Source organism: uncultured Hymenobacter sp. (assembly GCF_964242765.1).
In the GTDB taxonomy this organism is placed as follows: domain Bacteria; phylum Bacteroidota; class Bacteroidia; order Cytophagales; family Hymenobacteraceae; genus Hymenobacter.
The window spans coordinates 14,775-40,890 of the sequence record NZ_CAXTBM010000029.1; the positions used below are offsets into that span (position 1 = coordinate 14,775).

The window sequence follows — 26,116 nt, forward strand, 5'->3', positions numbered from 1 at the left end:
CAAGCTTGATTGGTTCAAAGTCTGCGGACTTAGCAGCTACTGCCACCCCAACAGTGACCCACTTGTTTCGGTGGTGAGTTGGTTAGCTTGTCTAAAAAGCAATTTATAAGCAAGAAAACGCGTTTCAACTGCGCGTAAGGTTCTGTGTCGATTCCAGCTAGGGTTGTATAATCAGCTCAGCCTGTACCGCTTTAGCACAAGGCCGACGTGATTCACTACTTGCCGCTTACGGAATGCGCCTCGTTCCATACGTAATTGCTTTGGTAGCTCTGCTTAGTTCTTGCTCAACTGCCAAGCAAGGACCGATTGGTTTCTGGTCGCGGCAGCGCTACGACCAGCAGCTACGCCAGCACGGGCCTTGGCCAACTTACTACGACGATGCAAAGCGTCAGCCTATGGCTCTGGGTCGCTTCCGTCATGGACGCTACGTGGGGCGCTGGCGCTATTACGCGCCAACCGGCGAGCTAGAACGCACAGAGCGATTCGCCCGCAATTCTTACAACCTCATTTCTATCACTGAATACCAAGCGGGTAGTAAGAAAAAGCGTCAGGGTCAGGCTCGTATTCTGGACGAGCCTGACGGTGTACATTTCTTCTGGTTTGGCGAATGGAAAGTGTTTGATGTTGAAGGTCGTCAAACGGCGGTAGAGCACTACGACCGGGGCCAGCTACGGGGCACTCAGCTTATCCCTAGCGAGTTGCGAAATCAATAACAAACGGGTGCCGCAACGAGCGAAAGGTTCGCCACGCCAGGTTTACTCGTCGAAGAGGCCACCTAGGTTGCCAAGCACGCTGCCACTTTCCTTTCTGGCATTGCCCCCAGCCGGCGCTAGTGCCTGAATCAGCTTCTTGACGGGCATCGACTGTAGCCACACGCGGCCGGTGCCCCGCAGGGTGGCCAGCAACAACCCTTCGCCCCCGAAAATCATGGATTTGAGGCCTCCAGCCCGGACAATGTTAAAGTCGATGCCCGGCTCGAAAGCTACTACGCAGCCGGTATCCACCCGGAGTAACTCATTGTTGAGCTGCTTCTCGATGACGGTGCCACCAGCATGAATAAAGGCTCTGCCGTCGCCAGTGAGCTTTTGCAGGATAAAGCCTTCGCCCCCAAAGAAACCCGCTCCCAATTTCTGGTTGAAGTGGATATTGATCTTGGTGCCCCGCGCCGCAGCCAGAAAGCCATCCTTCTGCACAATCAGGCCTTGCGGCAAGGTGCGTAGCTCTAACGGGATGATAGTGCCAGGATACGGCGCCGAAAAAGCTACCCGGCTTTTGCCATAACTTCCGCGGTGCGTGAAGTGCGTCATAAACAACGACTCGCCCGTAATGAGGCGCGTGCCCGCCGAAAATAGCTTGCTCATCAGCCCCTGATCGGGCTCCGAGCCATCCCCCATCTTGGTTTCAAAAGCAATAGCCTCGTCCATGTACACCATAGCGCCGGCCTCGGCAATTACGGTCTCGTTTGGGTCCAGCTCGACTTCCAGTACCTGTATATCATTGCCAAGAATCTTGTAATCGACATCGTGGGACTGCATGCGCGAAAGGAGTTAAGGTGAAACGCCGCTTCAAGTATAGCAAAAGCACTTCATTTCAAGATACGCCTTCCTCATACTGCTTGTAAAGAAGGCATAAGCAACTCACTAGGCCACGCCTGAAAATGCAATAAGCCCTTGGTTATGCAGTAGTGCAAGGGCTTATCGAGTACAGGAAAAAGAGAATGCGAAAGCAGAGCTGCTTTACTAGCTACTCTGATGTATCACGCACCCCGCGCGGGGCAGCGCTAGCTTAGCCTTCATCGGGTAGTTCGGCGCGGGTATCAGCAGCTTCGGCGGCAGCATCAGGGTCGTTCTTAGAACCTTTTTTCTTGGTTTCGCGGCTGGTACGGCGCATAAAATCTTCGTCGGACTCTTCAGGCTCCTGGACGCCTTCTTCGAGCGGAAATTCTTCGTCCTCCTTTTCCCCAAACTGTCCGTCGCGGTTCACCAGTTTCTTGTCGCGCACGTGGCGGTTCAGAAACGTGTTGATGTCCTCGATAGAATAGTTGGAGGTGATTTCTCCCAGCGGATTTATTTTAATTTCAAACCCTTCGAGGTCCTTGTGCACACGGGCTTTCTTTTCGGGGTCGTTCTTGCTCTTCTTATTTACGGGTTTCTTCGCCATGATATTCTGCGTGGTTACGTTTCCCAAACAACCTTGCTTCCAACGCGAGGCCGTTCTATATCAAGCAGTACGGCGCGATGCCCGTGGCGGATACGTGAAATTGATTCAACTACCAACAGTGGCTCCTAGAGTAGCCGCGCAATAGGTTTGGCCTGGACCCGCGTGGGCAGTATTAAGTTGATTGAAGCCATCAGGCTCCGGTCTGGGTTGAAGCAGTAAACAGACAGCGAAATGCGCCGCGGCCTTACTCTTGGATGGTGTGCCCTATATGGTTTGAGCCAAGTGTTCAATTGAAACAAGGGATAGGCACAGAGGCAACACCGGCAGTAAGAGTTAAATCACCGCCTTTAGTAAAGCAAAAGCGCCCGGTAGTACTGCCGGGCGCTTTTGCTTTACTAAAATATAGTTACCCCTGGTGTTGTGGGTATTTAACTAACTACCTAACTGCCACTTGGCTTACGGCGGTATCAATGCGTTCAGCGGTTTCCTGGGCTCCCAAAATGCTCATCAGAGCCATCAAATCGGGGCCAGCAGTGGTGCCAGTTACTGCGACGCGCAACACTTGCAGCACTTGGCCCAGCTTCATGCCTTGGCTTTCCACTACCTGCGTAAGCAGGGCCTTCAGGCCGTCGGGCGAGGTATCGGAGGCAGCGGGTAGTTCCTGAGCATATGCGGCCAAGGCACCGGCCACTTGCGCGTTCCATTTTTTGCTGATGATCTGCTCGTCGTAAGATGTTGGGCGCTGGAAGAACAACTGCGCCTCGCGGGCTAGGTCGGCGGGGAAAGTGGCGCGCTCTTTCACTAAGGCAGCAATCTGCTCGGCTTTGTCGGGAGCACAGCGGATGCCTTGCGCTTGCAAGGACTCCAGCAGGTAGTGCGCTAGCTCGGCGTTGGGCTTGGCGCGCAAATATTGCTCGTTGTACCAGCGCACCTTGTTTTGGTCGAAGCGGGCAGGCGACTTACTTACTCGCTCAATCGTGAAATGCTCGATCAGCTCGTCCATGGTGAACAATTCTTGTTGCGTGCCCGGGTTCCAGCCCAAGAAAGCCAAGAAGTTGATAAAAGCCTCGGGCAGGTAACCACTTTCGCGGTAGCCGCTGCTCACGGTGGGCTGGCCGGTTTCGGCATCAACGCCGTGCCATTCCAGCGGGAATACCGGGAAGCCGAGCTTGTCGCCGTCGCGCTTGCTGAGCTTGCCAGTGCCGTCGGGCTTGAGCAGCAGGGGCAAGTGGGCGAACTGCGGCATGGTAGCTTCCCAGCCCAAATAGCGGTACAGCAACACGTGCAGCGGCGCCGAGGGCAACCACTCTTCGCCCCGGATAACGTGGGTAATCTCCATCAGATGGTCGTCCACGATGTTGGCCAGATGGTAGGTCGGCATACCGTCCGACTTCATCAGCACCTTATCATCTACGGCCGACGAATGCACCACCACCCAACCCCGAATCAGGTCGTTGAAGCGGATTTCTTCTTTGCGCGGCACTTTCAGGCGGATGACGTAGGCGGCGCCGCTATCCAGCATTTGCTTCACCTCGTCCTCGGGTAGCGTCAGCGAGTTGCGCATCTGGGCGCGTGTAATGCTGTTGTACTGCGGGTTGGGCACCTTCGCAGCCGTGAGGCGGGCGCGCATGGCGTCTAGTTCCTCGGGCGTGTCAAACGCGTAGTAGGCGTGGCCGCTGTCGATGAGCTGCTGCGCATACTGGCGGTACATGGGTTTCCGCTCGCTCTGCCGGTAGGGGGCGTGGGGACCACCTTCCTCAATGCCTTCGTCGATGATAATGCCGCACCAGCGCAAGGCGTCCATGATGTACTGCTCGGCGCCGGGCACAAAGCGGTTTTGGTCGGTGTCCTCGATGCGAAGCAGCATTTTGCCCCCTAGCTTGCGGGCCAGCAGGTAGTTATACAGCGCGGTGCGCACGCCGCCAATATGTAGCGGCCCCGTAGGGCTAGGTGCAAAACGCACCCGTACTTCTCTTTCCATAATTCAGTCAGTTCGCCGCGTCACCGGGATGGAGAAACGCGCCGCAAAGGTACGAGATACTACGCGTGTACGCAGAAGACCACCTAGCCAGAAATCCAATCCAGCAAAGACGAGTAACCAACGTTCCTTCGCCACTCATTGTATCACTAACTCGTACTTGAAGAGTAGGCCGGGCAAGCTGTGAAGCGCGAACCGAGCCTGCCGTAGTTGATTTAACTCCGGATCCAGCCGTACGTCACGGGCCGTAACGAAATCAGCACCATTAAGCTTGGTGGCACTGAACACCGCATCCAACAAGCCACACTCCTGAAAAACCGCGTTGCTTAAATCGGTTTGAGTGAAATCCGCTGCGCGCAAAGAACAGTTTACAAAGCGAGTATTCGGCATGACTTTGCCTTGGAAGGAAGCGTAATCGAGCTGGCACTGGTTGAAATGGACGCCAAAAAGCAAGTCGCGGCACGCGTGAAAGGGCAAACCTAGAAGCTTGCAACCGTCGAATGCCACGTTTTGCAGCGCTACATGACTGAGGCTAGTGCCGGCAAAATTGCAGTTCTCGAATAGGCACTCCGTGAAGCGCCGTCCGGATATATCGGCGCGGGTGAAGTCGAAGTAACTGAACCGGTACTGCTCGAATTCCTGCTGTCCAACCAAGCTAGCGGGTAAAGCCCGGTCTAGTAGGTTTTCAGGCGGAAAAAAGGCGGGCTTGGTTAGTAGCTTAACTGCCTTACGCGAAGAGGAAGGACGCATTTAGTCGCGGTTACGAAAGCTCAGCCACAATAGCAGCCCCAAGAGCGTGATACCGCCACGAATCAGCCAAGCAACGGTGGTGCCCCACTGGTCAATCCAAGTCAAGAGCATGGATTTCATTCCCAAAAAAGGCAGTACCAACGATACAAGCCCGAAAATCAACAGTCCAAGTCCAAGTTCTTTCATACAAGCAGATAGAAAAGGTGGTTTAGCTACTTCGTGTTCGTGGGATAAGTAAATAATGAGCCAGCGAGTTCGATGCTTCCGTGTGGTCTGCGTGCAAACTCGCTGGCTCCCAAAGTCACTTTTATTGTTTTACGGCTACGCAAGAAATTTCCACCTGCACATCCTTAGGCAAACGGCTGACCTCCACCGTTTCGCGTGCCGGCGCGTAGTCGGTGGTGAAATAACTGCCGTATATTTCGTTGATAAGGGTGAAGTTGCCGAGGTCTTTCACGAAAATGCTGCACTTTACCACATCGCGCAAAGTAAGGCCAGCGGCTTCAAGTACTGCTTGTAGATTGCGCATTACTTGGTGGGTTTCTTCCACCACGTCCCCATTGCCGACTAATTGCCCGGTTTGGGCATCAAGCGCAATCTGGCCGGAAACGTATACGGTGTTGCCTGCTTGCACCGCTTGGCTGTAGGGCCCGATAGGAGCAGGAGCCTGGTTGGAATAAACAACAGTGTTGGGCATGCAATTAGCGTGAAAAGGATGAATGATACATTTGACTTCAAGCTAAAGTAAGAGGAAAATTATGCACTTACTTATCGTGGAAGGCACCCACATAGAAGCGGAGCTGCGCCGGAAATTCGGAACCAGCCATACCTACGACTTCTGCGCTGCCACTGCTCCCGACTTGCGCACCCGCCTCAGCGCCGCCGATGTAGGCTTCGACTTGCGTTCTTGGCCCGAACTACATTATGAACTTCCCCGCCAACCGCTGTTCTACGATACTTCCCGCACTTCGCTGGCGGCGCTTTTCCACAATGAAGAAGCTCCCTTAGGTCCGGTGTTTGGTATCTGTGCTTTTCCTACTCTGCTGGAAAGAACGAGGTTGGAAACCAGTCTCTACCGCTCGGAAGACGCTGCGTTGCTAGCTAGTATCTGCGCTCAGCTTGGCACGGCGTATTATGTGGTGCAGGACCGTGTTGGCTTGGTAACGCCCCGCCTGGTTTGCGGGCTTATCAACGAGGCGTGCTACGCGCTACAAGAAGGCGCAGTCTCCGTACAGGATTTGGCGGCAAGTATGAAACCGGAGCATGCGTATTCGTGCGGACCTTTCGAATGGGCCAATCAGATAGGAATTGCACGAGTCTATGAGACGCTCGAAGCCCTGTGGCAGGATACCCACGAAGAGCGCTACAGAGCTTGTGGACTACTTAAGTCAATGTATTTGCGCGGAAATCAATTCGCGGGGTGAGATTGGTCGTCAGTATGCACTTTGCTTCTGAAACGAAACCGGAACGCTAGGCTGTCTTTAACCTGTACAAGCCATGCCAGTCCGCTCAACAACGCCAAAGGGTACACGACAATAAAGTATCGGGATTCAACATAGCGTAGCCCTAACACGAAAAGCACAACCAAATAAATAGGTGGTAAGCGCACTACCAGCCAACCACTGGAAAGTTTGCGGGGCCAAGAAAGGTAGCTAAGCAAGCTCGCTCCGATAAGGAGCCAGTGAGAAAACGTGAAGAGCAAACGAATACCACGCTGCCAAAGGGCTAGCTCATCGAAAGGCCAAGCGAATATAGAAGTGCCGCCGCCAGTTAAAGCCAAATGGTAGGTCAGCCGCAACGGCGCTACAACGTAATACGCGAACGGTCGTTCGCGCACCCAGGCATCATGAAAACGGCGCAAGGCAGCCACCGCTTGCTTGGTATTAGGCTGCTGCTCTTCCGGTAATAGCTCTTCCGCTTTAGCTGCCTGTATGCGTTGGCGCACCCATACAAGCGAATCGTAGGTTGCGCTGCGAGTGAGTTGCCAGTGTTTTGGGGCAGCTTGCGCTGGTGGTTGGGGCAGCGTTAGCCAAGCCATGATAGAGGAGGTGTTCCATTGCACAGGGTCCTCTCCTAAAGCCGCTGCAAACCGTCTAGATTCCAGATACACCGGGGATACCTCCACGCCAGCATAAGGAGCTTGCAAGGGAATAAACTGTTGACAAACCACCCAGTTGCGAATCGTCCAAGCACCATCAACCACTACAAAAGGCACCAGGAACAGGAGTCCTCCAAGCCAGATTCTTTTGCTAAGGTTCCGGTCTTGGCTGGCATGCTGATACAGATAGATAGCTGGCAATACTACCAGTAGAGGGGCCATATAAGGCCGTAAAAAAACAACCCATGTTAGCCAAGCACCTGCTATCAATAAGTGCCGTTGGCTGGTTGCGCTTATGCCTCGCAAGAAATAATAGCTGCCGATAAGCAGAGCACTAGCAGCAAAGCTTTCCGTGAGCAAATAGAGGTCGGCTTGGGCTACGTAAGGGCTAACAGCACTTATAAACACCACTGCGTAAGCAACCAGTTGGCGTTTGGTAACTATGTATGCTAAGTTTCCTAAGTAATAAAGACTAACAATAGCCAGTACCATTTGCAGAAGAACTATCCCATCACATGCTGCATTTTGTGGGAGCCAGAGCCGGAGAAAACCATACACCACGCCGTACCCTGGCATTCTGCCAGCATAAGCTGACAGGTGGCTCAGCGAGTAAGTATAATGGCCGTCAAGTAATAGGTGCTCAATGGAGTCGAAATAGGAGGCAGTATCACCACCGCGCTTACCAATTAAGCCGCTGCCACTGACCGCAATGCCCATGGAAAAGTGAAGAAAGACGTAGAGCCCTACCCGTAGCATTGCAGCAAACGAGAGGATACGAAAACTAAGCATAGGGCTACAAACGGTGAACAGCAGAAGTTGGCATTCGCTACTTATAGAGCGTTATTTTGAAAGCACTGTTATCTAGCGGCTCTAGTACCGCGCTTACTTGCCTCATTGGTTTGTGGAAAGCCATTTGCAGAAAGGTGTGCGTACCAATATAGCAAGACCATCCATTCGCGAAACAGCCCGCTGAATGCAGTAGGTGTTCTAGCTTCATGAGGTAGGGTGAGAGTGAATATAGAACGGGCAAAAAAGAAGCGTCATGGCAACATGACGCTTCTTTTTCTAGCCAACAGGGTCAGTTATTACTCCACCGTTACCGACTTTGCCAAGTTGCGGGGTTGGTCTACGTTGCAGCCGCGTAAGACGGCTATATGGTAAGAAAGCAGCTGAAGCGGCACCACCGAAACCAACGGCACGAGCACTTCGGAAGTGGCTGGTACCTCAATAACGAATTCAGCCATTTGCGGAATCACGTCGTCGCCTTCTGTCACTACCGCAATAATGCGGCCTTTGCGGGCTTTCACTTCCTGGATGTTGCTCACTACTTTCTCATAGGAGCTGTCTTTGGTTGCAATAACCACCACCGGCATGTTCTCATCAATCAGCGCAATCGGTCCGTGCTTCATTTCAGCGGCCGGATAACCCTCCGCGTGGATGTAACTAATTTCTTTGAGCTTCAATGCGCCCTCCAAGGCCACTGGGAAGTTATAGCCCCGACCTAAATAGAGGAAATTAGGAACGTCCTTGAAGGTTTCGGCTATTATTTCTATCTCGTCGTTTAGCAAGAGCGCTTTCTCCACCTTCGCTGGAATGCTGCCAAGCTCGACCATCAATTCCCGCAGGCGCGTGTCGGAGAGCGTACCGCGCTTGTGTCCTACAATCATGGCCAATATGGTCAAGACGGTTACTTGGGCGGTAAAGGCTTTGGTGCTAGCTACGCCAATTTCGGGACCGGCGTGCGTATAGGCACCCGCATCAGTGGCGCGCGCGATACTGCTGCCCACTACGTTGCAAATGCCGAATATAGTGGCGCCTTTGCTTTTGGCGAGTTCAATAGCAGCCAGCGTATCGGCTGTCTCTCCGCTTTGCGAAATAGCAATTACAATGTCACGCTCCGTGATAACTGGATTGCGGTAGCGGAACTCCGAGGCGTACTCCACTTCCACTGGAATGCGAGCCAAGTCTTCCAGCAGGTACTCTGCTACCAACCCCGCGTGCCACGAAGTACCACAAGCCACTATAATGATCCGGTCGGCGTTCATGAACTTGCGCTCATACGCCCGGATACCACCCATATTTAGATGGCCGGATACCAATTCCAGTCTTCCTCGCATAGAATCAAGGATAGAGCGGGGCTGCTCGAAAATTTCTTTAAGCATGAAGTGCTCATAGCCGCCTTTCTCGATGCTATCGAGTTCCATCTCCAATTTCTGGATGTAAGGCGTCTGATGTACATCCTCTTTGCTACGAATATCAAGCTTCCCGTCGCGAATAACGGCTATCTCATAGTCGTTTACATACACCACCTCATTGGTGTATTCGATGATGGGAGTTGCGTCGGAGGCAATAAAAAACTCTCCTTTGCCAACGCCAATTACCATCGGTGAGCCTTTGCGTGCTGCAATCAGTTGATCGGGCTCGTCGCGGCTGAGCACCACAATGGCATAAGCCCCCACCACTTCGTGCAGAGCTAAGCGAACGGCTTCTTCCAGCGTGCAGTGGTTTTGCTTTTGAATCTCCTCGATAAGATTGACGAATACTTCCGTATCTGTATCGGACTGAAATACGTGACCCTGGTGCTGCAAATGCTGCTTTAGGGCCGCGTAGTTTTCTATAATGCCGTTGTGAATGATGGCAATTCGCTCGGAAGTTGAGTAGTGCGGGTGAGCATTGGTGTCGTTTGGCTCGCCATGCGTAGCCCACCGGGTATGCCCCATGCCTACATTAGCATGAGTGTCTTTCTCCTTGATGAAGGCTTCAAGCTCTGCAACCTTGCCTTTTTTCTTATAGACATTTAAGTCCCCATTGAGTAGTGCTACGCCCGCGGAGTCGTAGCCCCGATATTCAAGCCGGTGAAGACCTTTAATAATAATGGGACAAGCTTCCCGGTAACCGATGTAAGCAACAATTCCGCACATGATAGAGGGGACAGCGAAAAAGGAGTTGGTGAAAAATCGATAAGCCGCGGCTCAGGCGAATGCCGCGCCGCGGCTTTCGACGCGAAAATTAATTAAGTGCAAATCTAGAGCAACTTTGAGTAGTATACACGCAGCTTGATGTTTTTCCCATCAAGCACTGCCCGCTCTAATCCCAAAGCTCCCGATTGTTGGCGCTTGGGTGAAAGAATAAACGCCGCCGGAGCCACGCCACTTAACTTATCATAAACGTAAGACTGCACGTAGCTCGTCAGCACCATGCTATAAGAGCGGTTAACGTCGGACACGCTAAAAAGCGACGCCCGCGCAGCTTGCTGATAGTAGCCGGTGGGGATGTCATTGTTGCTGCCAGTAAAGCCATCCGCGATTTGCATTATGGGAGGAGATAGCTGACTCACGGCATCACTCAACACGAGTCTTTCCACTTGGCTGTTCAGTAAAACCCGCTTTAGTGGCTGGTTGAACTCGTTCACCTCATAAAGGTAAGTGGCGCTAGGAGAAGCAAATAGTAGATTCGTGTATGGTTGAACAGGAATCAACAACTCGGCTCGGTTGATAGCAATAGCAGGATTATTGCCTCCCTGCGCTTTCGCTTGATCCTTCAACATTTTCAGGCCCGGTATTTCGAGCTTGGTCCCGATACCGTTGCCTAGCTGCGTGTACACCACATCTCCAGATTCACCGGCTGGTATTGACACAGCACCACCACCAGCGCCTTGCAAGCGGTTGAAGGGGGCTAGTAAGTCCGTCTTAATCTCCGTGAAGAAGCGCGGCGCATTTACCGTAGACCCATAAGCGGTACGGTTGCCGAATGGAATACCATAAGACCCCTTTAAAGTACCACTTGCCTTCTTATTCGTGTAGCGATAGTAAAACACGATGCGCGAGACAGAACTAGCGGACGCGTTGGTAGTTGGAAAGCCTACAACGGCGTTGGTAAAGTCGCTAGCGGGCTGTATTGCTAGGCCCTTCCAAATAGCGTTTAAGTTAGCCTGATTGGCAGTGCTTTGGTTAGCCAAACGGTTGAACACTGTCGCCGCTGTTGACGAACCTGTACTATTTAGCTTTAGGCGGACGGTTTTATCAGGTACCGTTACTTTGAACGTAGAGGTATCCGTAGTGCTGGTAGCGTCGTTGCGCTGGTTGAACTTCCGCGAGCCGTTAAGCCGAGCACTCAATCCAGTGCCAAGCGGATTTGCCAAGTCCACTGTTTCGGAAGAACTGGAATTATAAACTCCTTGGTCATCAAGTGAATTCACCAACGGATAAACACTAACTCGCAGAGGACTAGTTGCCGATCCATATACTGACTCGAAAGGCATAACCAATACCACTGAGTCCAGTTGTGGGTTGGGCGCGGTACCCGCTACCCCAGACGGAATCGTGTCGCCCGGTAGCGGTGGTATGCTGAGCTTCAGATTGAAGTAGCCATTGGCGGTGGTAGTACCCAAGGCATTATCACGCACCCGTCCTATCAAGTAGGAATTAGTTTTAAGCGTTTCCACGGAGTCTTGCAACACGGTGGACGCCGTGACCGGAAAGTCCTGGTATTCGGTGCTAGGGCTACCGGTGCCGGGCAAGTCCACGCCTAGGTCACTAGGATCACTAGTATCTTCGCAGCCGGTAGCCGCGAAGAGTAGTGTAGCAGAAAACAGAGAAGCCGAAGCAAGTCGACGGGCGCTAATTGGCCAATTCATTATAGAGCGCGTAGTAAGAAGTCAGTAGGTTTTCGTCGGCACCTACCTGCCCGAGTTGCTTGCTGCGCGAGTATTCCGTGAACAGCACGTTGAGGTTGTCACTGAAATCTTCATCCGATTTCATCACCGCGTCGGCATACTCCATACCTACTTTAATGAAACCGCCGAAGTCGGCCGTCTTCAAGCAAGCGAGCATGTCGTCGTCGATATCCAGCATTTTGGCCTTCTCGATGATGTCGCCCTGGAATTTGAAGTCAAACTAGTTGTTGTAGATAGTGAACACCGATTTTGCATCCTTGAAAATCGGATCCTTCTTATAGGTCGTTTTCAAATACATCGGAATCAGGCCCGTCATCCAGTCGTTGCAGTGTACGATATCGGGAGCCCAGCCTAATTTCTTTACGGTTTCGAGGACGCCCTTGCAGAAGAAGATGGCGCGCTCGTCGTTGTCGGCATGAAACTTATCGTTCTTGTCGACAAGCACCGACTTGCGGTGGAAGTAGTCTTCATTGTCGATGAAGTACACTTGCAACTTGGCATTGGGAATGGATGCCACTTTGATGATGAGGGGCTTTTCGTCTTCGCCAACGGCAATGTTGATACCAGACAAGCGAACTACCTCATGCAGGCGGTTCTTACGTTCGTTGATGATACCGAAGCGAGGAACGAAAATTCGAATTTCCATTCCCATTTCCTGCATGCCCTGCGGTAATCGCCGCAAAAACTCCGCTACTTTGGTGGTTTGCAAGAACGGATCAATTTCCGTAGCCGCGTAGAGGATTCTCAACTTAGAGGAGGACATAGTGGTCGGAAAAGGGGGGTTAGGAAAAGGCAATGCGTTGGGGTGCACAAAATTAAACAAATTTGGGCGAAAATTCAACCAAACTCGCTTGGAACCCCTTCAAGCAGGCTCAATACCCCTATGGAGATACTGCATACGGCCGCTTCGTTGCAAGCACATGCCGAAAGTTGCCGCCAAGCAGGCAAGCGCATTGCCTTGGTGCCTACAATGGGCGCCTTACATGAAGGCCACCTACAACTGGTACGGGCCGCTGCCGCCGCTTGTGAGACAGTGATAGTGAGCATCTTTGTGAATCCTACGCAGTTCAACAACGCCGAAGATTTTCGCCTCTATCCTCGGTTGCCCGAGGCAGATACTGCGCTGCTTGCGCCGGCTGGTTGCACCGCGCTTTTCCTGCCTTCGGTAGAGGAAATGTATCCGCAGCCAGCCGTGCTTCGCTTCGATTTTGGGGCGCTGGAACGGGTAATGGAAGGAGCCCACCGGCCCGGTCATTTCAACGGAGTGGCGACAATAGTTGGTAAATTATTTCACCTAAGCCGGCCGCATCAAGCGTATTTCGGCCAGAAAGACTGGCAACAAGTAACTATTATACGCCAACTCATAGCCGATTTGTCGTTTGATATCGAGCTCGTGTCGTTTCCCACAGTACGCGAAGCCGACGGTTTAGCTATGTCGTCCCGGAACCGTCGGCTCTCCACAGAAGCGCGTGCTGTGGCGCCCCGCCTACATCAAGCCTTGGAGTTAGCCGCTGAGCTGGTGCAAAAAGGGCAAGCATCACCCGCCGCGGTACAAGAAGCGGCAACTGCCTACATCCAAGTCGAGCCATTGTTTCGGCTAGAGTATTTCGAGGTAGTTGATGCGCATACCTTGCAGCCGTTGGCTAAGTGGCATCCAGGACAATTGGTAGCGTTGTGTCTGGCGGCCTTTCTGGGGGATGTGCGCCTGATTGACAATATGGTAGTTTCGTCGGGTGACAAACTGACTGAGTAACCAAGTAAGGGCGCGAGTTGGCGTGTATCTGCATTATTCGCGTCGGATGCTGCCTCACCTTCACTGCTATTTAGCTTCTGGTTGCTTGGGTACGCTCAACGAAGGCGCTCTTCGTATCTTTGTGGTCTTGTTTCACCCCGCTTCACTTAAATGCATATCGAGGTTCTAAAGTCTAAAATACACCGCGCCAAAGTCACGCAGGCAGAACTGCATTACGTTGGCAGCATCACCATCGACGAGGATCTGCTTGACGCGGCCAACATGGTGGAAAACGAGAAAGTGACGGTCGTAAATGTGAACAACGGAGAACGGTTTGAAACCTATACCATTCGTGGGGAGCGGGGTTCAGGCATGGTTTGCTTGAATGGCCCGGCGGCCCGGCGAGTAGCCGTTGGCGACATTGTTATCATCTTTTCCTACGCACTCATCGACTTTGCTGAGGCACGCGCACACCAGCCTACTCTCGTGTTCCCTGATCAGCACAATCGTCTGGTTTAGTTTAAAATTCATGGTTTCTTTCAATTGTTGGTTGTATATTGCATACTTGCAGGAAAAAATTGTACTCCAACTGTCAATTGACAACTGACGTCCATCGTTTGTGAAGCAACTTCTGAATTTCTTGAAGTACTCCCTGCTACTGGCAGTATCGGGGTTGTTGATGTGGTATGCTGTACGCGGCCAAGACCTAGCTCGAATCGGACAGTACGTGCGGGGCGCCAACTATTGGTGGCTAACAGTCACGATGGTGCTTTCAGCTTTAGGATACTTCAGCCGGGCCTACCGCTGGAAAATGCAACTCGACCCCACCGTAACCGGAGAAAAGCCGCTTTATTGGAGTGTGTATCATGCCATGATGGTAGGATATTTGGCTAATATGGTACTGCCGGGCCGAGTGGGCGAAGTAGTGCGCTGCACACTGCTACAGCGCACCAGCAAGATTCCGGTGCAGGTGTCATTAGGCACTGTAATCACCGAGCGAATCATTGACGTGCTGGTGCTGCTTGCGCTGCTTAGTACCGTGTTGCTGCTTGACTTCAAGACTTTCTGGAATTTCGCCGATGAGTATTTGCTGCAAGGCAAAGCCGACGCCCTGGCTCGAAACCGCAACGCCTTGGTGGCTGCTGGTTTTGTAGCCCTGGCGGCGTTGTTGCTGGCTGGCTACTTGCTGTGGCGTAACATGGCGCAGTTGCGTCAAAATGCAGTCTTCAACAAGTTGGTTAACTTTGTTCAAGGCTTGTTGGCTGGTGTATTTAGTATTGTGAAGCTCGAAAACAAAGGCGTTTTTCTGCTGCATACGTTCTTCACGTGGTTGGTTTATTACCTCATGGATTACTTGGCATTTTTTGCCTTCCCTGAAACGTATAATCTTGACATGCGTGCTGGGTTGGCCGTGCTTACCTTTGGGGCCTTCGGCATGGCCGCCCCAGTGCAGGGTGGTATCGGCGTGTTTCACTTACTGGTGCAAAGCACGCTGCTCGTTTATGGTATCAGCCGGGAAGGTGGTATTGCCTACGCCTTGGTTGTGCACGGTGCCCAAACCCTATTAGTAGTGCTCATGGGGGCTATTAGTTTCTTGGTCACGATGGCAAGTACCGGCCGCGTAGGACTAAGTTCGATGGCCGTTCCTGTTCCGGCTGATGCAGTGGAGTAAAGACAAAATCATGACCCGCTCGGCGCTGGCGGCAGCAGTAGCCACCTGGAAGGCCGAAGGTCGTAAAGTGGTATTCACCAACGGGTGCTTCGACTTGCTGCACTTAGGGCATGTAGACTATTTGGAAAAGGCCCGCCACCTTGGCGACGCGCTGGTAGTTGGCATAAATACTGATGCTTCGGTAAGCTGTATAAAACCCGGCCGTCCACTTCAAGACGAAGTGTCACGAACCCGCATATTGGCCTCTCTTTTGTTTGTTGATGCCGTGGTACTCTTCGACGAGCCGACGCCACTGGCGCTGATTGAAGAAACGCTGCCCGACATTTTAGTGAAAGGCGACGACTATGCAATCAGCGGAATTGTAGGCCACGAATTAGTGTTACAAAACGGTGGGCAAGTGCTGACCGTACCACTCGTGGCCGGCTACAGTACGACGCGCATAGTCGAGCGTATTTTAAAGGGTTCCTAGCTGTTCGTTCCTGGTTGCTAATTGTTGAGCTACAGTTCAGCAATACCAGAAGAGCAGCTAGCGACCAGAAACCAAAACTAGAAACCTCCATGTATTACAATTCAGGTCCCATTTACTTTATCGTCATTCTGGCGATGCTGGCTAGTTGGTTCATTCAATGGCGTTTGCGCAGCAAAATGACCAAGTACTCTCAAATTGGTTTGCAGTCCAACCTTTCGGGCAAGCAAATTGCCGAGTTGATGCTAGCGGATCATGGTATCACCGATGTGCGGATTATCAGCACCGAAGGTCGCCTCACTGACCATTACAACCCGGATGACAAAACTGTGAACCTAAGTGAGGAAGTATATGCGGCGCGGAGTGCTTCGGCGGCTGCCATAGCGGCTCACGAATGTGGCCACGCTGTGCAGCACGCTACTGCTTACGCGGCTTTGCAATTCCGGTCGGCCATGGTGCCTGCTTTGAGTGGGGTGTCGCGGTTTATGCCGTTCATTCTGCTAGCGGGCGTGCTCATGATTAAAAGCACGCTGATTCCTTTAGGAGTAGGCATCGTGCTATTTGCTCTCACCACAATTTTCGCCTTCGTTACGCTGCCCGTCGAGTTCGATGCTTCCAACCGCGCGTTGGCCTGGATCGACAAGCGCGGTATCGTAACGCCTCAGGAGCACACGATGGCTAAAGATGCCCTTCGGTGGGCTGCTATGACGTACGTAGTTGCTGCTATCAGTTCCTTAGCTACTTTACTGTACTACGTCACCATTTTCATGAGTGGCCGCGACCGTCGCTAACACAAGCTAACACGCTAAGCTTAGCTGCTTCAAATAGCCTTACGATTGAAAAAAGCCGCTGCTTCCTACTAGGAGGCAGCGGCTTTTTCGTGCTATTGGGACGCAAAGCCTTTAAAATGCTTTCTGGTTAGTAGAGTTAGGATCTAACATGAATTGAAAGGCACTATCTCATGGCAATGTGGGTTTCAACCCATAGCAAATACTCTAATCGCAGGCAAGTTGGTTTCTGTGAGCTAATACAAGGTCCTTTCACAAAGGCTCTATCGTAGAACGAGAAAAAAAGTACAGTTGACAATAACTTATGCTGTATGCAGCGTAAATTCGTGACAAATCTCTCACGGTTTTCTCTCATTTCAGGCCTTTCGGCTATCCCCATCCCATGCTGACTACCACCCAATCTTCTATTTTTCAGCTCACCGAAGAGCAACTAGCCGTACAAGCCGCCGCCCGCGACTTTGCGCAGTCTGAACTTTGGGGCGGCGTTATCGAGCGTGACGAGCACCAGAAATTCCCAGCTGAGCAAATCAAAAAGATGGGCGAGCTGGGCTTTATGGGAATGATGGTTAGCCCTGAGTACGGGGGCGGTGGTATGGACACGATGAGCTACGTGCTGGCTATGGAGGAGATTTCGAAAGTAGATGCTTCGTGCTCCGTCATCATGTCGGTAAACAATTCGCTGGTGTGCTGGGGCTTAGAGAAGTATGGTACCGAAGAACAAAAGCAAAAGTATCTGCCGCGCCTGTGTAGCGGCGAAATCATCGGAGCATTTGCTTTATCCGAGCCCGAAGCTGGTTCTGATGCGACCAGCCAGAGCACTACCGCCGAAGACAAAGGCGACTACTATTTGCTGAACGGCACCAAGAACTGGATTACCAATGGCACAACGGCTTCGGTGTATTTGGTGATTGCGCAAACCAATCCAGAGCTGAAGCACCGGGGTATCAACGTTCTCATTGTAGAGAAGGGAATGGAAGGCTTCCTGACCGGCCCGAAGGAAAATAAACTTGGCATTCGGGGCTCCGACACTTGTTCACTGCTATTTACAGACGTGAAAGTGCCGAAAGAAAACCGGATGGGCGCGGACGGTTTCGGGTTCAAGTTCGCTATGCAAGTGCTGGCTGGTGGCCGTATCGGTATTGCAGCGCAAGCGTTAGGCATTGCTTCGGGAGCGTATGAGTTGTCGGTGAAGTATGCCAAAGAGCGAAAGGCTTTTGGCGTACCTATTTCACAGCACCAAGCTATCCAGTTTAAGCTGGCCGACATGGCGACCAACATTGATGCCGCTCGTCTGCTGTGTTTACAGGCGGCCTATGACAAGGATACGCACCAAGACTACGCTAAATCTGGGGCTATGGCCAAGCTTTTCGCGTCGAAGGTAGCCATGGATACAGCCGTAGAGGCCGTACAGGTGCATGGAGGCTACGGTTTTGTGAAAGAGTACCATGTGGAGCGCATGATGCGTGACGCCAAAATCACTCAGATTTACGAAGGAACATCTGAAATTCAGAAAATTGTAATCTCGCGGGAAATATTAAAATAACCGCACGTAGTTTAAAAATGAGATTTGTTGCACAAAACCCAGCTATAATTTAGCTGGGTTTTCGTTTTTGTGAATTTTTATATCTTATTTTGCATTACATTAGCCCGGCTGACTCGTGTACTAGGATAATCACAGACCACAACCACCCACAAAAGATGGAAGATTATAATAAAGTGATTGAATCGCTAGGTGTACGCTACATCAAAGCGAAGAACTTGGTGTTGCAACAACCTTTTACTGTGCGCAACAACTATGACGTCGGCAACAATCTAATTTTGTTGCACAAGGGACGTATCACCTTTGGTGAAGAGGAGCAAGTGGTAGAGGAAGGCGAAATGCTATTCATCCCTGGTGGTCGCGCTACCAAAGTAAACTATGGCGATTCGTCTGGTAAAATCATTACCAACGATGACATGATCAGCAACAAGGACAAGTTTTTCCACTCCAACACCGATCTGGACCTGATTGGTGATGCCGAGGAAAGCCACTCGTTCGTGAGCTTCGAGGCGAAGGTGTTTGACTCAGTCAACTTCTTTTCTTCGCTGGATGTACCGGCGTTCTTGATTTCCAACAACTCCAAGTTGGGCAACCTCATCATTAAAGTGGTGGAAGAGAGCTTGCAGGAGTTGCCAGGCCGGGAGCGGCTGATTACGATTTACACCGAGAATATTGTGGTGGAAATCGTGCGCTACATCCTCAAGAACAAGATGTTTGTAGAGCAGTTGGCCACCAATAGCACCTACTTCAAGGACCCACGCCTGATTGACCTGTTCAACTACATCAAGGAGAACATTGGCGGCGACCTATCAAACAAAGTGCTTAGCAACGTAGCCAACGTGAGCGAGGACTATGTGGGCCAGTACTTTAAAATGCTGACGGGCATCAACCCACAGGATTATATTGAATATCAGCGTATGGAGCGCGCCGTATTCTTGCTGCGCACCACTAAGAAAAGCATCCGCGACATCGGCAAGGAAGTGGGCTACAAAGACACCGCTTACTTCTGCCGCCGCTTCAAGATGATGTTCGGCATTCCGGCCGGCAAAATGCGCCGCCGTGAATCAGCTATGAACATCTAATCTAGTTCAGCACAAGTTCTAGTTTGTGTTGTAAGCGTTAGAAAAAGCAAAAGCCCCGTGTTGCCTTGGCAGCACGGGGCTTTTGCTTGTTGCAAGGAAGATGGGGACAAGTCGTCGTGACTGGTTAGTGGTAACAAAACTGTTCGTTGGCCCAGTTAGCGCCGAGTTAAGGCTAGGCTGCATTCACGGTGTTGAAGCTCTGCACGACTTGCGATACTTTTTCTAAAAACTCTGGCGTCTTTTCAATTTGATTGCCGATAACAACAACGTCGGCACCTGCCGAAAGGGCGGCCCGCGCTTTTTCAAGCGTGTCGATGCCACCCCCGACAATAAGGGGCAACTCCACTGCCTGCCGCACCGCTCGGATCATGGCCGGCGAAATGGGATAAAGAGCCCCACTACCGCCATCTAAGTATATTAGTCGCAAGCCAAGTTGCTCGCCGGCCATAGCCGTGCAAGCAGCAATAGTAGGCTTGTCGTGGGGGAGAGGCGTGGTGCCGCTCATGTAGCTCGCAGTCGTTTGGCGTCCTGTATCGACGAGCATGTAGCCTGTGGGCAGAATCTGGAGGTTGCTTTGGCGCAAGGCCGGCGCCGCAATAACGTGCTGACCAATCAGGAACTCGGGGTTGCGGCCCGAAATCAACGACAAAAGCAAAATGCCATCGGCCTGTGCATCGAGGTGTAGGCTATGGCTCGGGAAAAGCAGAACGGGTATGGGAGAGCGGCTTTTCAGTAAATGAATGAGGGCAGCCTGATGAGAACTCATCACCAAGCTGCCACCCACAAAAAAGTAATCAACTACGTGTTGCGCACTTAGCTCTACCAGTTGTTGGCAGCTGGCCTCATCCAAATTATCGGGGTCGAGGAGTACTGCTAATGACTTATGACCGAGCTTACGGCGTTTAGTTAGATTATCATAAAGGCTGGTGAGGCGCATTCGCGTCGTCGTCGTGAAAGGTAAATTCGATGTCCCGGGTTTCCGGCTCCTGCTGAGGAGTAGATGCAAGGTCGGGATTTTTGAACATCGGCATATACTCTCCCACTTTTTTGGCCACCACGGCCATGAGTACTGCCGTAGCCTGTGCTATCAGCACCTTGCCCGTATCCGACTGCAAAAAGCTCCGGAAAGTATCGGCTACAATAGAGGAACTGCCTTCCGAATGATCGGACTCATCGTATTGTTGCGAACGGCCTTGGTATCCTTGGTATACGGATGGTAAAGGGCGGAACGGATCAGCGTCGGGTTCAACGGCCTGCGCATGATACACATCGGGGGCGATATGGGCGCGTTCAGAAGCTGGCGTCTGAAATCCACGGTCGGCGTAATGGCCAGTGCGGGCGCCCAAATCGTCGTTCACTGCGTAATTGATTCCCCCTTGTGAGCCTTTACGAAGGGCGCGTGCTGAACGCTGTTTGCCAGACCCGCCACTTAGCTCCCGGTCGTGCTTGGGCTTGTACTTCTTGGGGCCGCCAAAAGCTTTCGATAGCAACCAGACGCCACCTATTACTCCTGCGCCAATGGCCGCATACTTGCCAATTTGCTGGGTCTTGACTTTGATATCTTCTTTAATTCCATCGACTTCGCCCAAAAGTGCGCGCTCGTATTCCAGCTTCTGTCGCTCTAGAAACTCTTTTTCGTCCTCAAATAAGGGGTTGGTTGGCTCGGCCATGTTGGATTAGGCTTGACGTTTGTCGGATTTGTAAATGGTGTTGTTAAGCAGCTTATCAGCCAAGCCCTGGAACAGCTTTTTGTCTACGCCCACTACAAATATGATGAGCAAGACCAGATAAAAGGCGGCCACGATGCCGAAGCCCCAAAAAGAGCTATCCAGCGCGTCGTTGAGCATTAACGCCACAAACAGATTGAAGAAGATGAAAAATAGCAGGCCAATAGCTGCCAGCGACACGCCATGCACGGTACCCACAAAGGCCGACTTCACCTTTTCCTGGGTTTCCAGGCGCACCAAGTCGATGCGAGTGTCGAGGTAGCCTTTCAAGTTACCGATGATGTTCTCGGTACGTGGCGTTTTAGTTGAGTCGTCTTCGTCGTTGAAAAGGCTCATATGAAGGAGAAGATTTGCGGAAAATCATGTTACCAAAGCAAGTCCTGGAAACGCTGGTTGAAACCAAGTTTTCAGATAGCACATTCATACGGGAAAGGCGGCTTCGTGTCTGAATTCTGCCGTACTTTTACCGACTAGCATCGTCCCTTGACTCAGAATCATTACCATGTGCTCGGAGTATCGTCTACCGCTACTCCTGTTGATATCAAGCTGGCCTACAAGAGGTTAGCTGTGCAGCTGCACCCCGATAAGCACGGCGGTAACCCTATATATGAGGAGCGCTTTAAGGCCTTGGCCGTAGCCTATCGAATTTTGAATGACCCGGCCCGGCGGGCCGCCTACGATCAGCAACTACGGCAAGCAGAGCAGCGGCTGGCCGAAGCGCACCGCCAACAGGAGTTCCGGGTGCAGGGCCAACGGGTGTACGGCGTGCCGATGCCGCCCCCTGCACCTTTGCGCACGCGCCGCCCTGCGGCGTCGGCCGAGCGGCACTACCGCTCCATTCCGAAACAACGCAAGTTTACGCGCCGCGACTATGTGCTTACCTTCGGTTTGCTAGCGGGCATCATACTCTTTATGTTGCTCGTGAAAGTAACCATGGACCACGTGACGGCCGTGAGCAACTACGAAGACGGTGTGGAAGCCTATGGGCACCGAAAATGGGAAACCGCCAAAACTTACTTTTCAGAGGCGTTGGATTTCAAGCCTAATTACAAAGAGGCATTGCGTCGGCGCGCCGAAATCAAGCAACTGATTGATCGTGACTACCGATCCGCTAGCACCGACTATGCGGCTGCTTTGCGCGAAACCGAGCAGCAAAGAGAGCGTGCGATTTTATTCTACCGGCTGGCACAGTGCCAAGTGCAACTCGGGCAAATAGCCAGCGCCGAACGAAATCTGACTTATGCGCTGGCCCTAGATTCCACCCAAAGCGGCGCTTGGCTGGCTCGTGGCGAGGTGCGACTCTTTGAACAGCGCCGCTTCCCTGGGGCCATCCACGACTTCACTGCGGGCCTGCGTCACCGATCTATCGTAGGGCGGCCACTGCCAACGAAATACCTTACGTATCGTGGGCTAGCCTACTTTAAGCTGCAAGATTTAGCTCAAGCCCGACAAGACTATCGGCGAGTACTGGAAGCCAATCCGCGCAACGGGCAAGTTCACTTTTTGCTTGGTCGGGTAGCACAACAGGAAGGAAACGCTCCGGCTGCTTGTGAGTTTTTTCGCCGTGCAGTTCTCCTCGGGTATGTTTATGCTGATGAAGCCCGCCAGCAAAGCTGTCCGTGAGGGTGACGTAATAATTTAAGGTATTGGTAGGAGCGAACTACTGTAAAAAGGTCTTTGCCTTGTAGCATCCCCACGGGGCCGGCAGCCTTCACGGCGACAATTCAGTGTGTGGCCGGCTGAGTGGATAGCGCCGCGAAATCTCCTGCTACTCCCTGCACCGGTTCAGGTAAGTGCGGATTGGCGAGCCTTAGGACTTTATGATCGAGAATGAAATACACAGCCTTAAACCATATATACATTAAGCAAAACGCCCGGTCCACAACGAGTGGACCAGGCGTTTTTAACGCAAGAAAAGCAGTGTAAGCTAGTTCAGCCACACAGTGAGTAACACTTCAAAACGGTGCGGTGCAAATGCATTGTAAAAAGGAGCCTCGCCCTGGAAGCCCAGTACGTGAACCAAGGCCATGCCTTCAGTACGCGAATCAACCACCCGAACAGGATAGAGGCGGTCTTTTTCCGGCCAGTCGCCTACGTGGTTGAAAGGACGTTGGCTGTCGTCTACGCAGCGGGCGTAATCAACAAAGGGAGCGTGCCGAGTGGCTTCGGCAAAGGTTAAGTTGTCTACTTCGTATGCCATAAGCTCTTTTACAAAAAGCGACGAGATTTGATTCAGAAGGAAGCCAGAAAACAACGGGTTATCTGCAAGCAGCAGGTAGCCGACGGGTAATATAGCAAGTTTGAGTTTCTATGTGCGCCGACGCTTACATTATTTTCCTGTCGCGTCGTCTTATGTTCCTCACTTTATAGCTTGAACTGGAAGCTGAATTTCACACCGAAATTTTTGGCACCTGGCAAGTCGCGGTACGTGAGCCGATGTATAAAATCTACGCGAACCACTCGAAATATGTTCTCTACCCCGTAACCCACTTCGGCGTAGGGTAGCCGGCTCAGCGGTTGAAAACGGGGTAGTAACTCTCCACTATTCGGGTCGAATTCCGGAATAATCTCGTTGTTAGCTCGTGCAACGCTTCCGTAAAGCACACTGCCTGTAGCTACTAAGCGCCAGTTCAGCTTCTTAATAGCGGGTATTGAGTTCAATAAGAAGCCTTCAAAGTAGTGGTCGAAGCGCAAGCCTACATACCGGTCGCTCACAAACTCGAAATAGCGCATCAAATTATAAGCGCCAGCGTTATAAAACGGTGATTGGTTGCCAAGATGCGCCTTAAGCATTGGGTACGGAATGGTGCTCGGTACGTAGCCCGCATCGAGGGTATATTCGGTGCGGCCAAGCTGGCCGAGCCGCACGCTCTGCGTTACAATTAGGTTGAGCTTGTGGTAGTGAAAATCACCGCCCAAAAAGTTTTTCAGCCCGAGCGTATAGCGTAGTGTGAACACCGGCAGCCTTTTGAGGCCAATAGGCGAGCGGTAATTCTGGTTCTGGCTTTGCACCAGCACTTCATCCGGGGCGTAGCGCGACTCTACCACTACCTCCGACACGTTGAAATTATCTTCGGTAGGCGCGCCGGGTTCGGCCTCGTTGGTGTAATAGGCAAAGCGGTAAAGCGGACGAAACTGCTGCCGGCGTAGTGTTAGCTTCTGCGTGAAACCCCGAAACAAGTCGGTTTGAAACGACAGCAACGACAGGTCTCGGAGCAGGGGCCGGCCGTTGTCGATGTTGCCCAAGCGGGCCGAGGCTTCGAAGAGCGGGTTTTCCAGCGCGTAATCATTGTCGAGCAACGCTACTTGATCGATGTCGTGGCGATGCTCGAAGCCGATGGTGGTCCAGGAACGGCGGTCCAGAATACGGGTGGCGCGCAAGCCGTACTTCAGGCGCGTATCGCGCAGGCCATAAGCCAAGTAAGTGCGGGCCGTCCAAGTCCGGCTGATTTCGGGTGTAGTACGGAAACCGATACGTGGCCGCAAGCCCTCGATGTTGTTGTAGCCAATGGTAGCCAGTACCGGCCCTACGTCAATCTTACCGACGCGGTAATAGCCATTCACCAACACGTCGGCCACTTCCAGCAACGACCGAACGGCCGGCAGCTTGCGCACCGAATCGAGTACCATCATGGTTTTCTGCTCCTGCACCGATAGCGAGTCGGGCCGGTTCTTATCAAAATAGTCGGCCTCGCCCTTGAAGGCATCGGAGGCCGTTTCCATGGGCACGTCGTAGAATTCGAGCGGATGGTATTTGCCGGCCTCGAAGTTGGAATTAACGGTAGTAAAGCGAGCCATGAAGCCGGTGCTCTTGCTCGTGGGCCGGATGTTAATCAGCACGCGAGTGCGCAGCGGCAGCCACGGTCCGCTGGGGGTAGGCGTCAATTCCTGCCATACTTTCACCTGGTCCACGAAGTTGAGGTTGGCTTCGGGGCTGACCCGTAAATCAACGCGGCGCAGGGCGTAGGAGTTGGTAGTTATCCAGATGGTGCCGGTGAAAGCTAGGTCCTGCGGGCGGCGCGGCGTAACGGCTAGTTGGTAGCAAAAGTCCTGGCCGATGTACACCGAATCTTGCAGCTCGTACTCGTACGTGAACTTCCAGCCGTCGGCAATAGGAGAAATAAAGTCTTTGCCCAGCAACTGCTGCCAGTTGGGGTAGAAGTCCCAGTCCTGAAAAGAAGACCCCATAATTTGGGACACCACCGAGCCTTCGCGGGGCGCAATGCCGCGCATCTGGTTGCGCTTGATTTCCTCTCGCCGCCGCACCGGCCGCTGGTGCGCGTAGTAGCGCGACAGCATTTCGGAAGCGAAGATGGGCACGATGGGTTTACCGTCGGTTCCGCGCTCCAAGCCGATGCTGTCGGCTACGGCGGTTATCTGGCGTAGCACTTTGCGGCGCGCCACTTGGTCGGGCAAGTTGTTGATACTGATTTCGGTGCGGTTGTAGCTGTCGAACTCGAAGGCATCGAGGCGCTGCTTGTCGTTTTGGGGCTTGTGCTGCTGCACCCGACGCATGATGGCGTACGCCGGATTTTCGGTGGGGCGCACCACTACTTCATTCAGCGATACGGCTCCGGCGCCGAGCGCAAAGTCAAGGGTTTGCGTGGCGGCCTGTCGGTTCAGCGCTTTCTTGATGGGCGCGAAGCCTAAGGCGGAGGCCACCACTGTGTCGGCCGGGGCCGTGCTGAGCTGGTAGCGACCGTCGGCGTCGGCGGTAGTGCCCGCCGTGGTGCCGGGTACAAAAATGGACGCAAACGGTACGGGCTTCTGCGTAGCGGCTTCCGTAACTCGTCCTCGCACCAAAAGCTGCTGCGCTTCAGCGAATTGAGCCCCGATCAGCAGCAATATTAACAGTGGATATCTAATTCGGAACTGCAAGATTCAGGAATAAATAAATGCCTATAGTTCAGGAAAAAGCAGAGCCCGAAGCCGTAAGATACAGAATACGAGCGGGCAAGTGCAGTAGGTTTAGTTGACAAAATTTAATGAAGAGAATTCGAGGGCCACTAACTACTAGTTAATGCTTTTCACGCGACTCTGGTTCAGCTGCTGTCTGCCATGGCAAACGGCCGCTAGGCAAACCATATAGGCTTCGGGAACAGTAACGCGGAGGCACCTGTCCTTCCGAGGCAGAAGGAATCTGAGTTACTTCGGTGAGCGGTTTAACTCGGATTTCTCCTGCCTCGGAAGAAGGACAAAAAGAAACCTTATTAGGAGAGGCTCTAAATCTGGTGGGCGAAACCATGGGAAACTTGAGAATTGGATGTATGCAGTAAGATGTTGTAATATTATTGCAATCCATTCGGCTACAGCCAACAGAGTTGATAAGGCTGGCGCCTCCTATCCGGCTGTTTCTGTCAAGAACATTTTCGTTGCTCACTTCCTAATTTTTAAGGCGCTGCCAGAACGCAGAGCAGCTATAGGACTCGGCTCTGGAAGCAAACTCAC

General features: G+C 52.4%; 24 protein-coding genes and 1 pseudogene. 10 read left to right on the forward strand and 15 right to left on the reverse strand.

Going from position 1 to position 26,116, the window contains the following annotated elements:
* Nucleotides 1–233 precede the first annotated feature (233 nt).
* Complete coding sequence (locus ACFE7X_RS13485; RefSeq protein WP_375436197.1) at nt 234–713, forward strand: toxin-antitoxin system YwqK family antitoxin; 480 nt, start codon at nt 234–236, stop codon at nt 711–713.
* Between the two features lie 42 nt (nt 714–755).
* On the opposite strand, the gene ACFE7X_RS13490 is transcribed toward ACFE7X_RS13485, so the two are convergent.
* From ACFE7X_RS13490 to ACFE7X_RS13515, 6 genes are all read right to left on the reverse strand, one after another.
* On the reverse strand, nt 756–1,535 hold the full coding sequence (locus tag ACFE7X_RS13490) for a TIGR00266 family protein (RefSeq protein ID WP_375436198.1): 780 nt from the start codon (nt 1,533–1,535) through the stop codon (nt 756–758).
* Between the two features lie 250 nt (nt 1,536–1,785).
* The gene (locus ACFE7X_RS13495) at nt 1,786–2,160 is read right to left on the reverse strand and encodes a hypothetical protein (protein WP_375436199.1); all 375 of its coding nucleotides are present in this window, start codon (nt 2,158–2,160) and stop codon (nt 1,786–1,788) included.
* Between the two features lie 436 nt (nt 2,161–2,596).
* A complete protein-coding gene (gene gltX / locus ACFE7X_RS13500) occupies nt 2,597–4,141 on the reverse strand; it encodes a glutamate--tRNA ligase (RefSeq protein ID WP_375436200.1) in 1,545 nt (514 codons plus the stop codon).
* Between the two features lie 135 nt (nt 4,142–4,276).
* Entirely contained in the window at nt 4,277–4,888 is a 612-nt protein-coding gene (locus ACFE7X_RS13505; protein WP_375436201.1) for a pentapeptide repeat-containing protein, read from the reverse strand.
* Nucleotides 4,889–5,074 carry a hypothetical protein gene (locus ACFE7X_RS13510; protein ID WP_375436202.1) on the reverse strand — a complete coding sequence of 62 codons (186 nt, stop codon included), beginning with the start codon at nt 5,072–5,074 and terminating at the stop codon, nt 4,889–4,891. It lies immediately after the preceding gene.
* Nucleotides 5,075–5,195: 121 nt separating this feature from the next.
* Nucleotides 5,196–5,585, reverse strand: coding sequence for a RidA family protein (locus ACFE7X_RS13515; RefSeq protein ID WP_375436203.1), 390 nt, complete (start codon nt 5,583–5,585; stop codon nt 5,196–5,198).
* Between the two features lie 61 nt (nt 5,586–5,646).
* On the opposite strand from ACFE7X_RS13515, the gene ACFE7X_RS13520 reads away from it, so the two are divergent.
* Entirely contained in the window at nt 5,647–6,312 is a 666-nt protein-coding gene (locus tag ACFE7X_RS13520; protein ID WP_375436204.1) for a 3-hydroxyacyl-CoA dehydrogenase family protein, read from the forward strand.
* On the opposite strand, the gene ACFE7X_RS13525 is transcribed toward ACFE7X_RS13520, so the two are convergent.
* The 4 genes and pseudogenes from ACFE7X_RS13525 to ACFE7X_RS13540 form a co-directional block, all read right to left on the reverse strand.
* Nucleotides 6,297–7,775 (reverse strand): glycosyltransferase family 39 protein, encoded by a 1,479-nt coding sequence (locus ACFE7X_RS13525; RefSeq protein WP_375436205.1) that lies wholly within the window; start codon nt 7,773–7,775, stop codon nt 6,297–6,299. The two genes, ACFE7X_RS13520 and ACFE7X_RS13525, sit on opposite strands and share 16 nt — an antisense overlap.
* 296 nt (nt 7,776–8,071) lie before the next feature.
* On the reverse strand, nt 8,072–9,907 hold the full coding sequence (gene glmS / locus ACFE7X_RS13530; RefSeq protein ID WP_375436206.1) for a glutamine--fructose-6-phosphate transaminase (isomerizing): 1,836 nt from the start codon (nt 9,905–9,907) through the stop codon (nt 8,072–8,074).
* A 104-nt stretch (nt 9,908–10,011) separates the two neighbouring features.
* The gene (locus tag ACFE7X_RS13535) at nt 10,012–11,622 is read right to left on the reverse strand and encodes a DUF4270 family protein (RefSeq protein ID WP_375436207.1); all 1,611 of its coding nucleotides are present in this window, start codon (nt 11,620–11,622) and stop codon (nt 10,012–10,014) included.
* A pseudogene (locus tag ACFE7X_RS13540) lies at nt 11,606–12,424 on the reverse strand (glycogen/starch synthase). Before ACFE7X_RS13540 ends, ACFE7X_RS13535 begins: the two are co-directional and overlap by 17 nt.
* A 120-nt stretch (nt 12,425–12,544) precedes the next feature.
* Here ACFE7X_RS13540 and panC point away from each other — a divergent pair.
* The 7 genes from panC (at nt 12,545) to ACFE7X_RS13575 (ending at nt 18,941) form a co-directional block, all read left to right on the forward strand.
* Nucleotides 12,545–13,414 (forward strand): pantoate--beta-alanine ligase, encoded by an 870-nt coding sequence (gene panC, locus ACFE7X_RS13545; RefSeq protein ID WP_375436208.1) that lies wholly within the window; start codon nt 12,545–12,547, stop codon nt 13,412–13,414.
* A 150-nt stretch (nt 13,415–13,564) separates the two neighbouring features.
* The gene (gene panD, locus ACFE7X_RS13550; RefSeq protein WP_331144163.1) at nt 13,565–13,912 is read left to right on the forward strand and encodes an aspartate 1-decarboxylase; all 348 of its coding nucleotides are present in this window, start codon (nt 13,565–13,567) and stop codon (nt 13,910–13,912) included.
* A gap of 121 nt (nt 13,913–14,033) precedes the next feature.
* The gene (locus ACFE7X_RS13555) at nt 14,034–15,065 is read left to right on the forward strand and encodes a lysylphosphatidylglycerol synthase transmembrane domain-containing protein (protein WP_375436209.1); all 1,032 of its coding nucleotides are present in this window, start codon (nt 14,034–14,036) and stop codon (nt 15,063–15,065) included.
* Nucleotides 15,052–15,534: a D-glycero-beta-D-manno-heptose 1-phosphate adenylyltransferase gene (gene rfaE2 / locus ACFE7X_RS13560; RefSeq protein WP_375436210.1), complete on the forward strand. Its 483-nt coding sequence runs from the start codon at nt 15,052–15,054 to the stop codon at nt 15,532–15,534. The genes ACFE7X_RS13555 and rfaE2 overlap by 14 nt, the downstream gene beginning before the upstream one ends.
* A gap of 89 nt (nt 15,535–15,623) precedes the next feature.
* Nucleotides 15,624–16,322 (forward strand): zinc metallopeptidase, encoded by a 699-nt coding sequence (locus tag ACFE7X_RS13565; protein WP_375436211.1) that lies wholly within the window; start codon nt 15,624–15,626, stop codon nt 16,320–16,322.
* 379 nt (nt 16,323–16,701) lie between these two features.
* Nucleotides 16,702–17,862 carry an acyl-CoA dehydrogenase gene (locus ACFE7X_RS13570; protein WP_375436212.1) on the forward strand — a complete coding sequence of 387 codons (1,161 nt, stop codon included), beginning with the start codon at nt 16,702–16,704 and terminating at the stop codon, nt 17,860–17,862.
* A 155-nt stretch (nt 17,863–18,017) separates the two neighbouring features.
* Nucleotides 18,018–18,941, forward strand: a complete 924-nt coding sequence (locus tag ACFE7X_RS13575; protein WP_375436213.1) for a helix-turn-helix domain-containing protein — start codon at nt 18,018–18,020, stop codon at nt 18,939–18,941.
* Nucleotides 18,942–19,113: 172 nt separating this feature from the next.
* Here ACFE7X_RS13575 and ACFE7X_RS13580 read toward each other — a convergent pair whose 3' ends face one another.
* Genes ACFE7X_RS13580 through ACFE7X_RS13590 form a run of 3 tightly spaced genes read right to left on the reverse strand, consistent with a single transcriptional unit; the run spans nt 19,114 to nt 21,004 of the window.
* Nucleotides 19,114–19,878: a geranylgeranylglyceryl/heptaprenylglyceryl phosphate synthase gene (locus tag ACFE7X_RS13580; RefSeq protein ID WP_375436214.1), complete on the reverse strand. Its 765-nt coding sequence runs from the start codon at nt 19,876–19,878 to the stop codon at nt 19,114–19,116.
* Nucleotides 19,856–20,611 carry a hypothetical protein gene (locus tag ACFE7X_RS13585; RefSeq protein ID WP_375436215.1) on the reverse strand — a complete coding sequence of 252 codons (756 nt, stop codon included), beginning with the start codon at nt 20,609–20,611 and terminating at the stop codon, nt 19,856–19,858. Before ACFE7X_RS13585 ends, ACFE7X_RS13580 begins: the two co-directional genes overlap by 23 nt.
* Before the next feature lie 6 nt (nt 20,612–20,617).
* Entirely contained in the window at nt 20,618–21,004 is a 387-nt protein-coding gene (locus tag ACFE7X_RS13590; RefSeq protein WP_375436216.1) for a phage holin family protein, read from the reverse strand.
* A 147-nt stretch (nt 21,005–21,151) separates the two neighbouring features.
* Between ACFE7X_RS13590 and ACFE7X_RS13595 the strand changes: the two genes are divergently transcribed.
* Complete coding sequence (locus ACFE7X_RS13595) at nt 21,152–22,291, forward strand: DnaJ domain-containing protein (protein ID WP_375436217.1); 1,140 nt, start codon at nt 21,152–21,154, stop codon at nt 22,289–22,291.
* Nucleotides 22,292–22,595: 304 nt separating this feature from the next.
* Here the strand turns inward: ACFE7X_RS13595 and ACFE7X_RS13600 are convergent, their stop codons facing one another.
* The gene (locus ACFE7X_RS13600; protein ID WP_375436218.1) at nt 22,596–22,868 is read right to left on the reverse strand and encodes a hypothetical protein; all 273 of its coding nucleotides are present in this window, start codon (nt 22,866–22,868) and stop codon (nt 22,596–22,598) included.
* A 164-nt stretch (nt 22,869–23,032) separates the two neighbouring features.
* Nucleotides 23,033–25,546: a DUF5686 family protein gene (locus ACFE7X_RS13605; RefSeq protein WP_375436219.1), complete on the reverse strand. Its 2,514-nt coding sequence runs from the start codon at nt 25,544–25,546 to the stop codon at nt 23,033–23,035.
* Between the last annotated feature and the right edge of the window lie 570 nt (nt 25,547–26,116).

Bases quoted from the DNA above. Each gene is read 5' to 3' on its own strand.
- rfaE2 (WP_375436210.1), top strand. From the start codon at position 15,052: ATGCAGTGGAGTAAAGACAAAATCATGACCCGCTCGGCGCTGGCGGCA.
- ACFE7X_RS13535 (WP_375436207.1), bottom strand. From the start codon at position 11,622: ATGAATTGGCCAATTAGCGCCCGTCGACTTGCTTCGGCTTCTCTGTTT.
- ACFE7X_RS13490 (WP_375436198.1), bottom strand. From the start codon at position 1,535: ATGCAGTCCCACGATGTCGATTACAAGATTCTTGGCAATGATATACAG.
- ACFE7X_RS13485 (WP_375436197.1), top strand. From the start codon at position 234: ATGCGCCTCGTTCCATACGTAATTGCTTTGGTAGCTCTGCTTAGTTCT.
- ACFE7X_RS13515 (WP_375436203.1), bottom strand. From the start codon at position 5,585: ATGCCCAACACTGTTGTTTATTCCAACCAGGCTCCTGCTCCTATCGGG.
- ACFE7X_RS13580 (WP_375436214.1), bottom strand. From the start codon at position 19,878: ATGCGCCTCACCAGCCTTTATGATAATCTAACTAAACGCCGTAAGCTC.
- panC (WP_375436208.1), top strand. From the start codon at position 12,545: ATGGAGATACTGCATACGGCCGCTTCGTTGCAAGCACATGCCGAAAGT.
- ACFE7X_RS13520 (WP_375436204.1), top strand. From the start codon at position 5,647: ATGCACTTACTTATCGTGGAAGGCACCCACATAGAAGCGGAGCTGCGC.
- ACFE7X_RS13505 (WP_375436201.1), bottom strand. From the start codon at position 4,888: ATGCGTCCTTCCTCTTCGCGTAAGGCAGTTAAGCTACTAACCAAGCCC.
- gltX (WP_375436200.1), bottom strand. From the start codon at position 4,141: ATGGAAAGAGAAGTACGGGTGCGTTTTGCACCTAGCCCTACGGGGCCG.
- glmS (WP_375436206.1), bottom strand. From the start codon at position 9,907: ATGTGCGGAATTGTTGCTTACATCGGTTACCGGGAAGCTTGTCCCATT.
- ACFE7X_RS13590 (WP_375436216.1), bottom strand. From the start codon at position 21,004: ATGAGCCTTTTCAACGACGAAGACGACTCAACTAAAACGCCACGTACC.
- ACFE7X_RS13565 (WP_375436211.1), top strand. From the start codon at position 15,624: ATGTATTACAATTCAGGTCCCATTTACTTTATCGTCATTCTGGCGATG.
- panD (WP_331144163.1), top strand. From the start codon at position 13,565: ATGCATATCGAGGTTCTAAAGTCTAAAATACACCGCGCCAAAGTCACG.
- ACFE7X_RS13575 (WP_375436213.1), top strand. From the start codon at position 18,018: ATGGAAGATTATAATAAAGTGATTGAATCGCTAGGTGTACGCTACATC.
- ACFE7X_RS13600 (WP_375436218.1), bottom strand. From the start codon at position 22,868: ATGGCATACGAAGTAGACAACTTAACCTTTGCCGAAGCCACTCGGCAC.
- ACFE7X_RS13585 (WP_375436215.1), bottom strand. From the start codon at position 20,611: ATGGCCGAGCCAACCAACCCCTTATTTGAGGACGAAAAAGAGTTTCTA.
- ACFE7X_RS13495 (WP_375436199.1), bottom strand. From the start codon at position 2,160: ATGGCGAAGAAACCCGTAAATAAGAAGAGCAAGAACGACCCCGAAAAG.
- ACFE7X_RS13510 (WP_375436202.1), bottom strand. From the start codon at position 5,074: ATGAAAGAACTTGGACTTGGACTGTTGATTTTCGGGCTTGTATCGTTG.
- ACFE7X_RS13525 (WP_375436205.1), bottom strand. From the start codon at position 7,775: ATGCTTAGTTTTCGTATCCTCTCGTTTGCTGCAATGCTACGGGTAGGG.
- ACFE7X_RS13570 (WP_375436212.1), top strand. From the start codon at position 16,702: ATGCTGACTACCACCCAATCTTCTATTTTTCAGCTCACCGAAGAGCAA.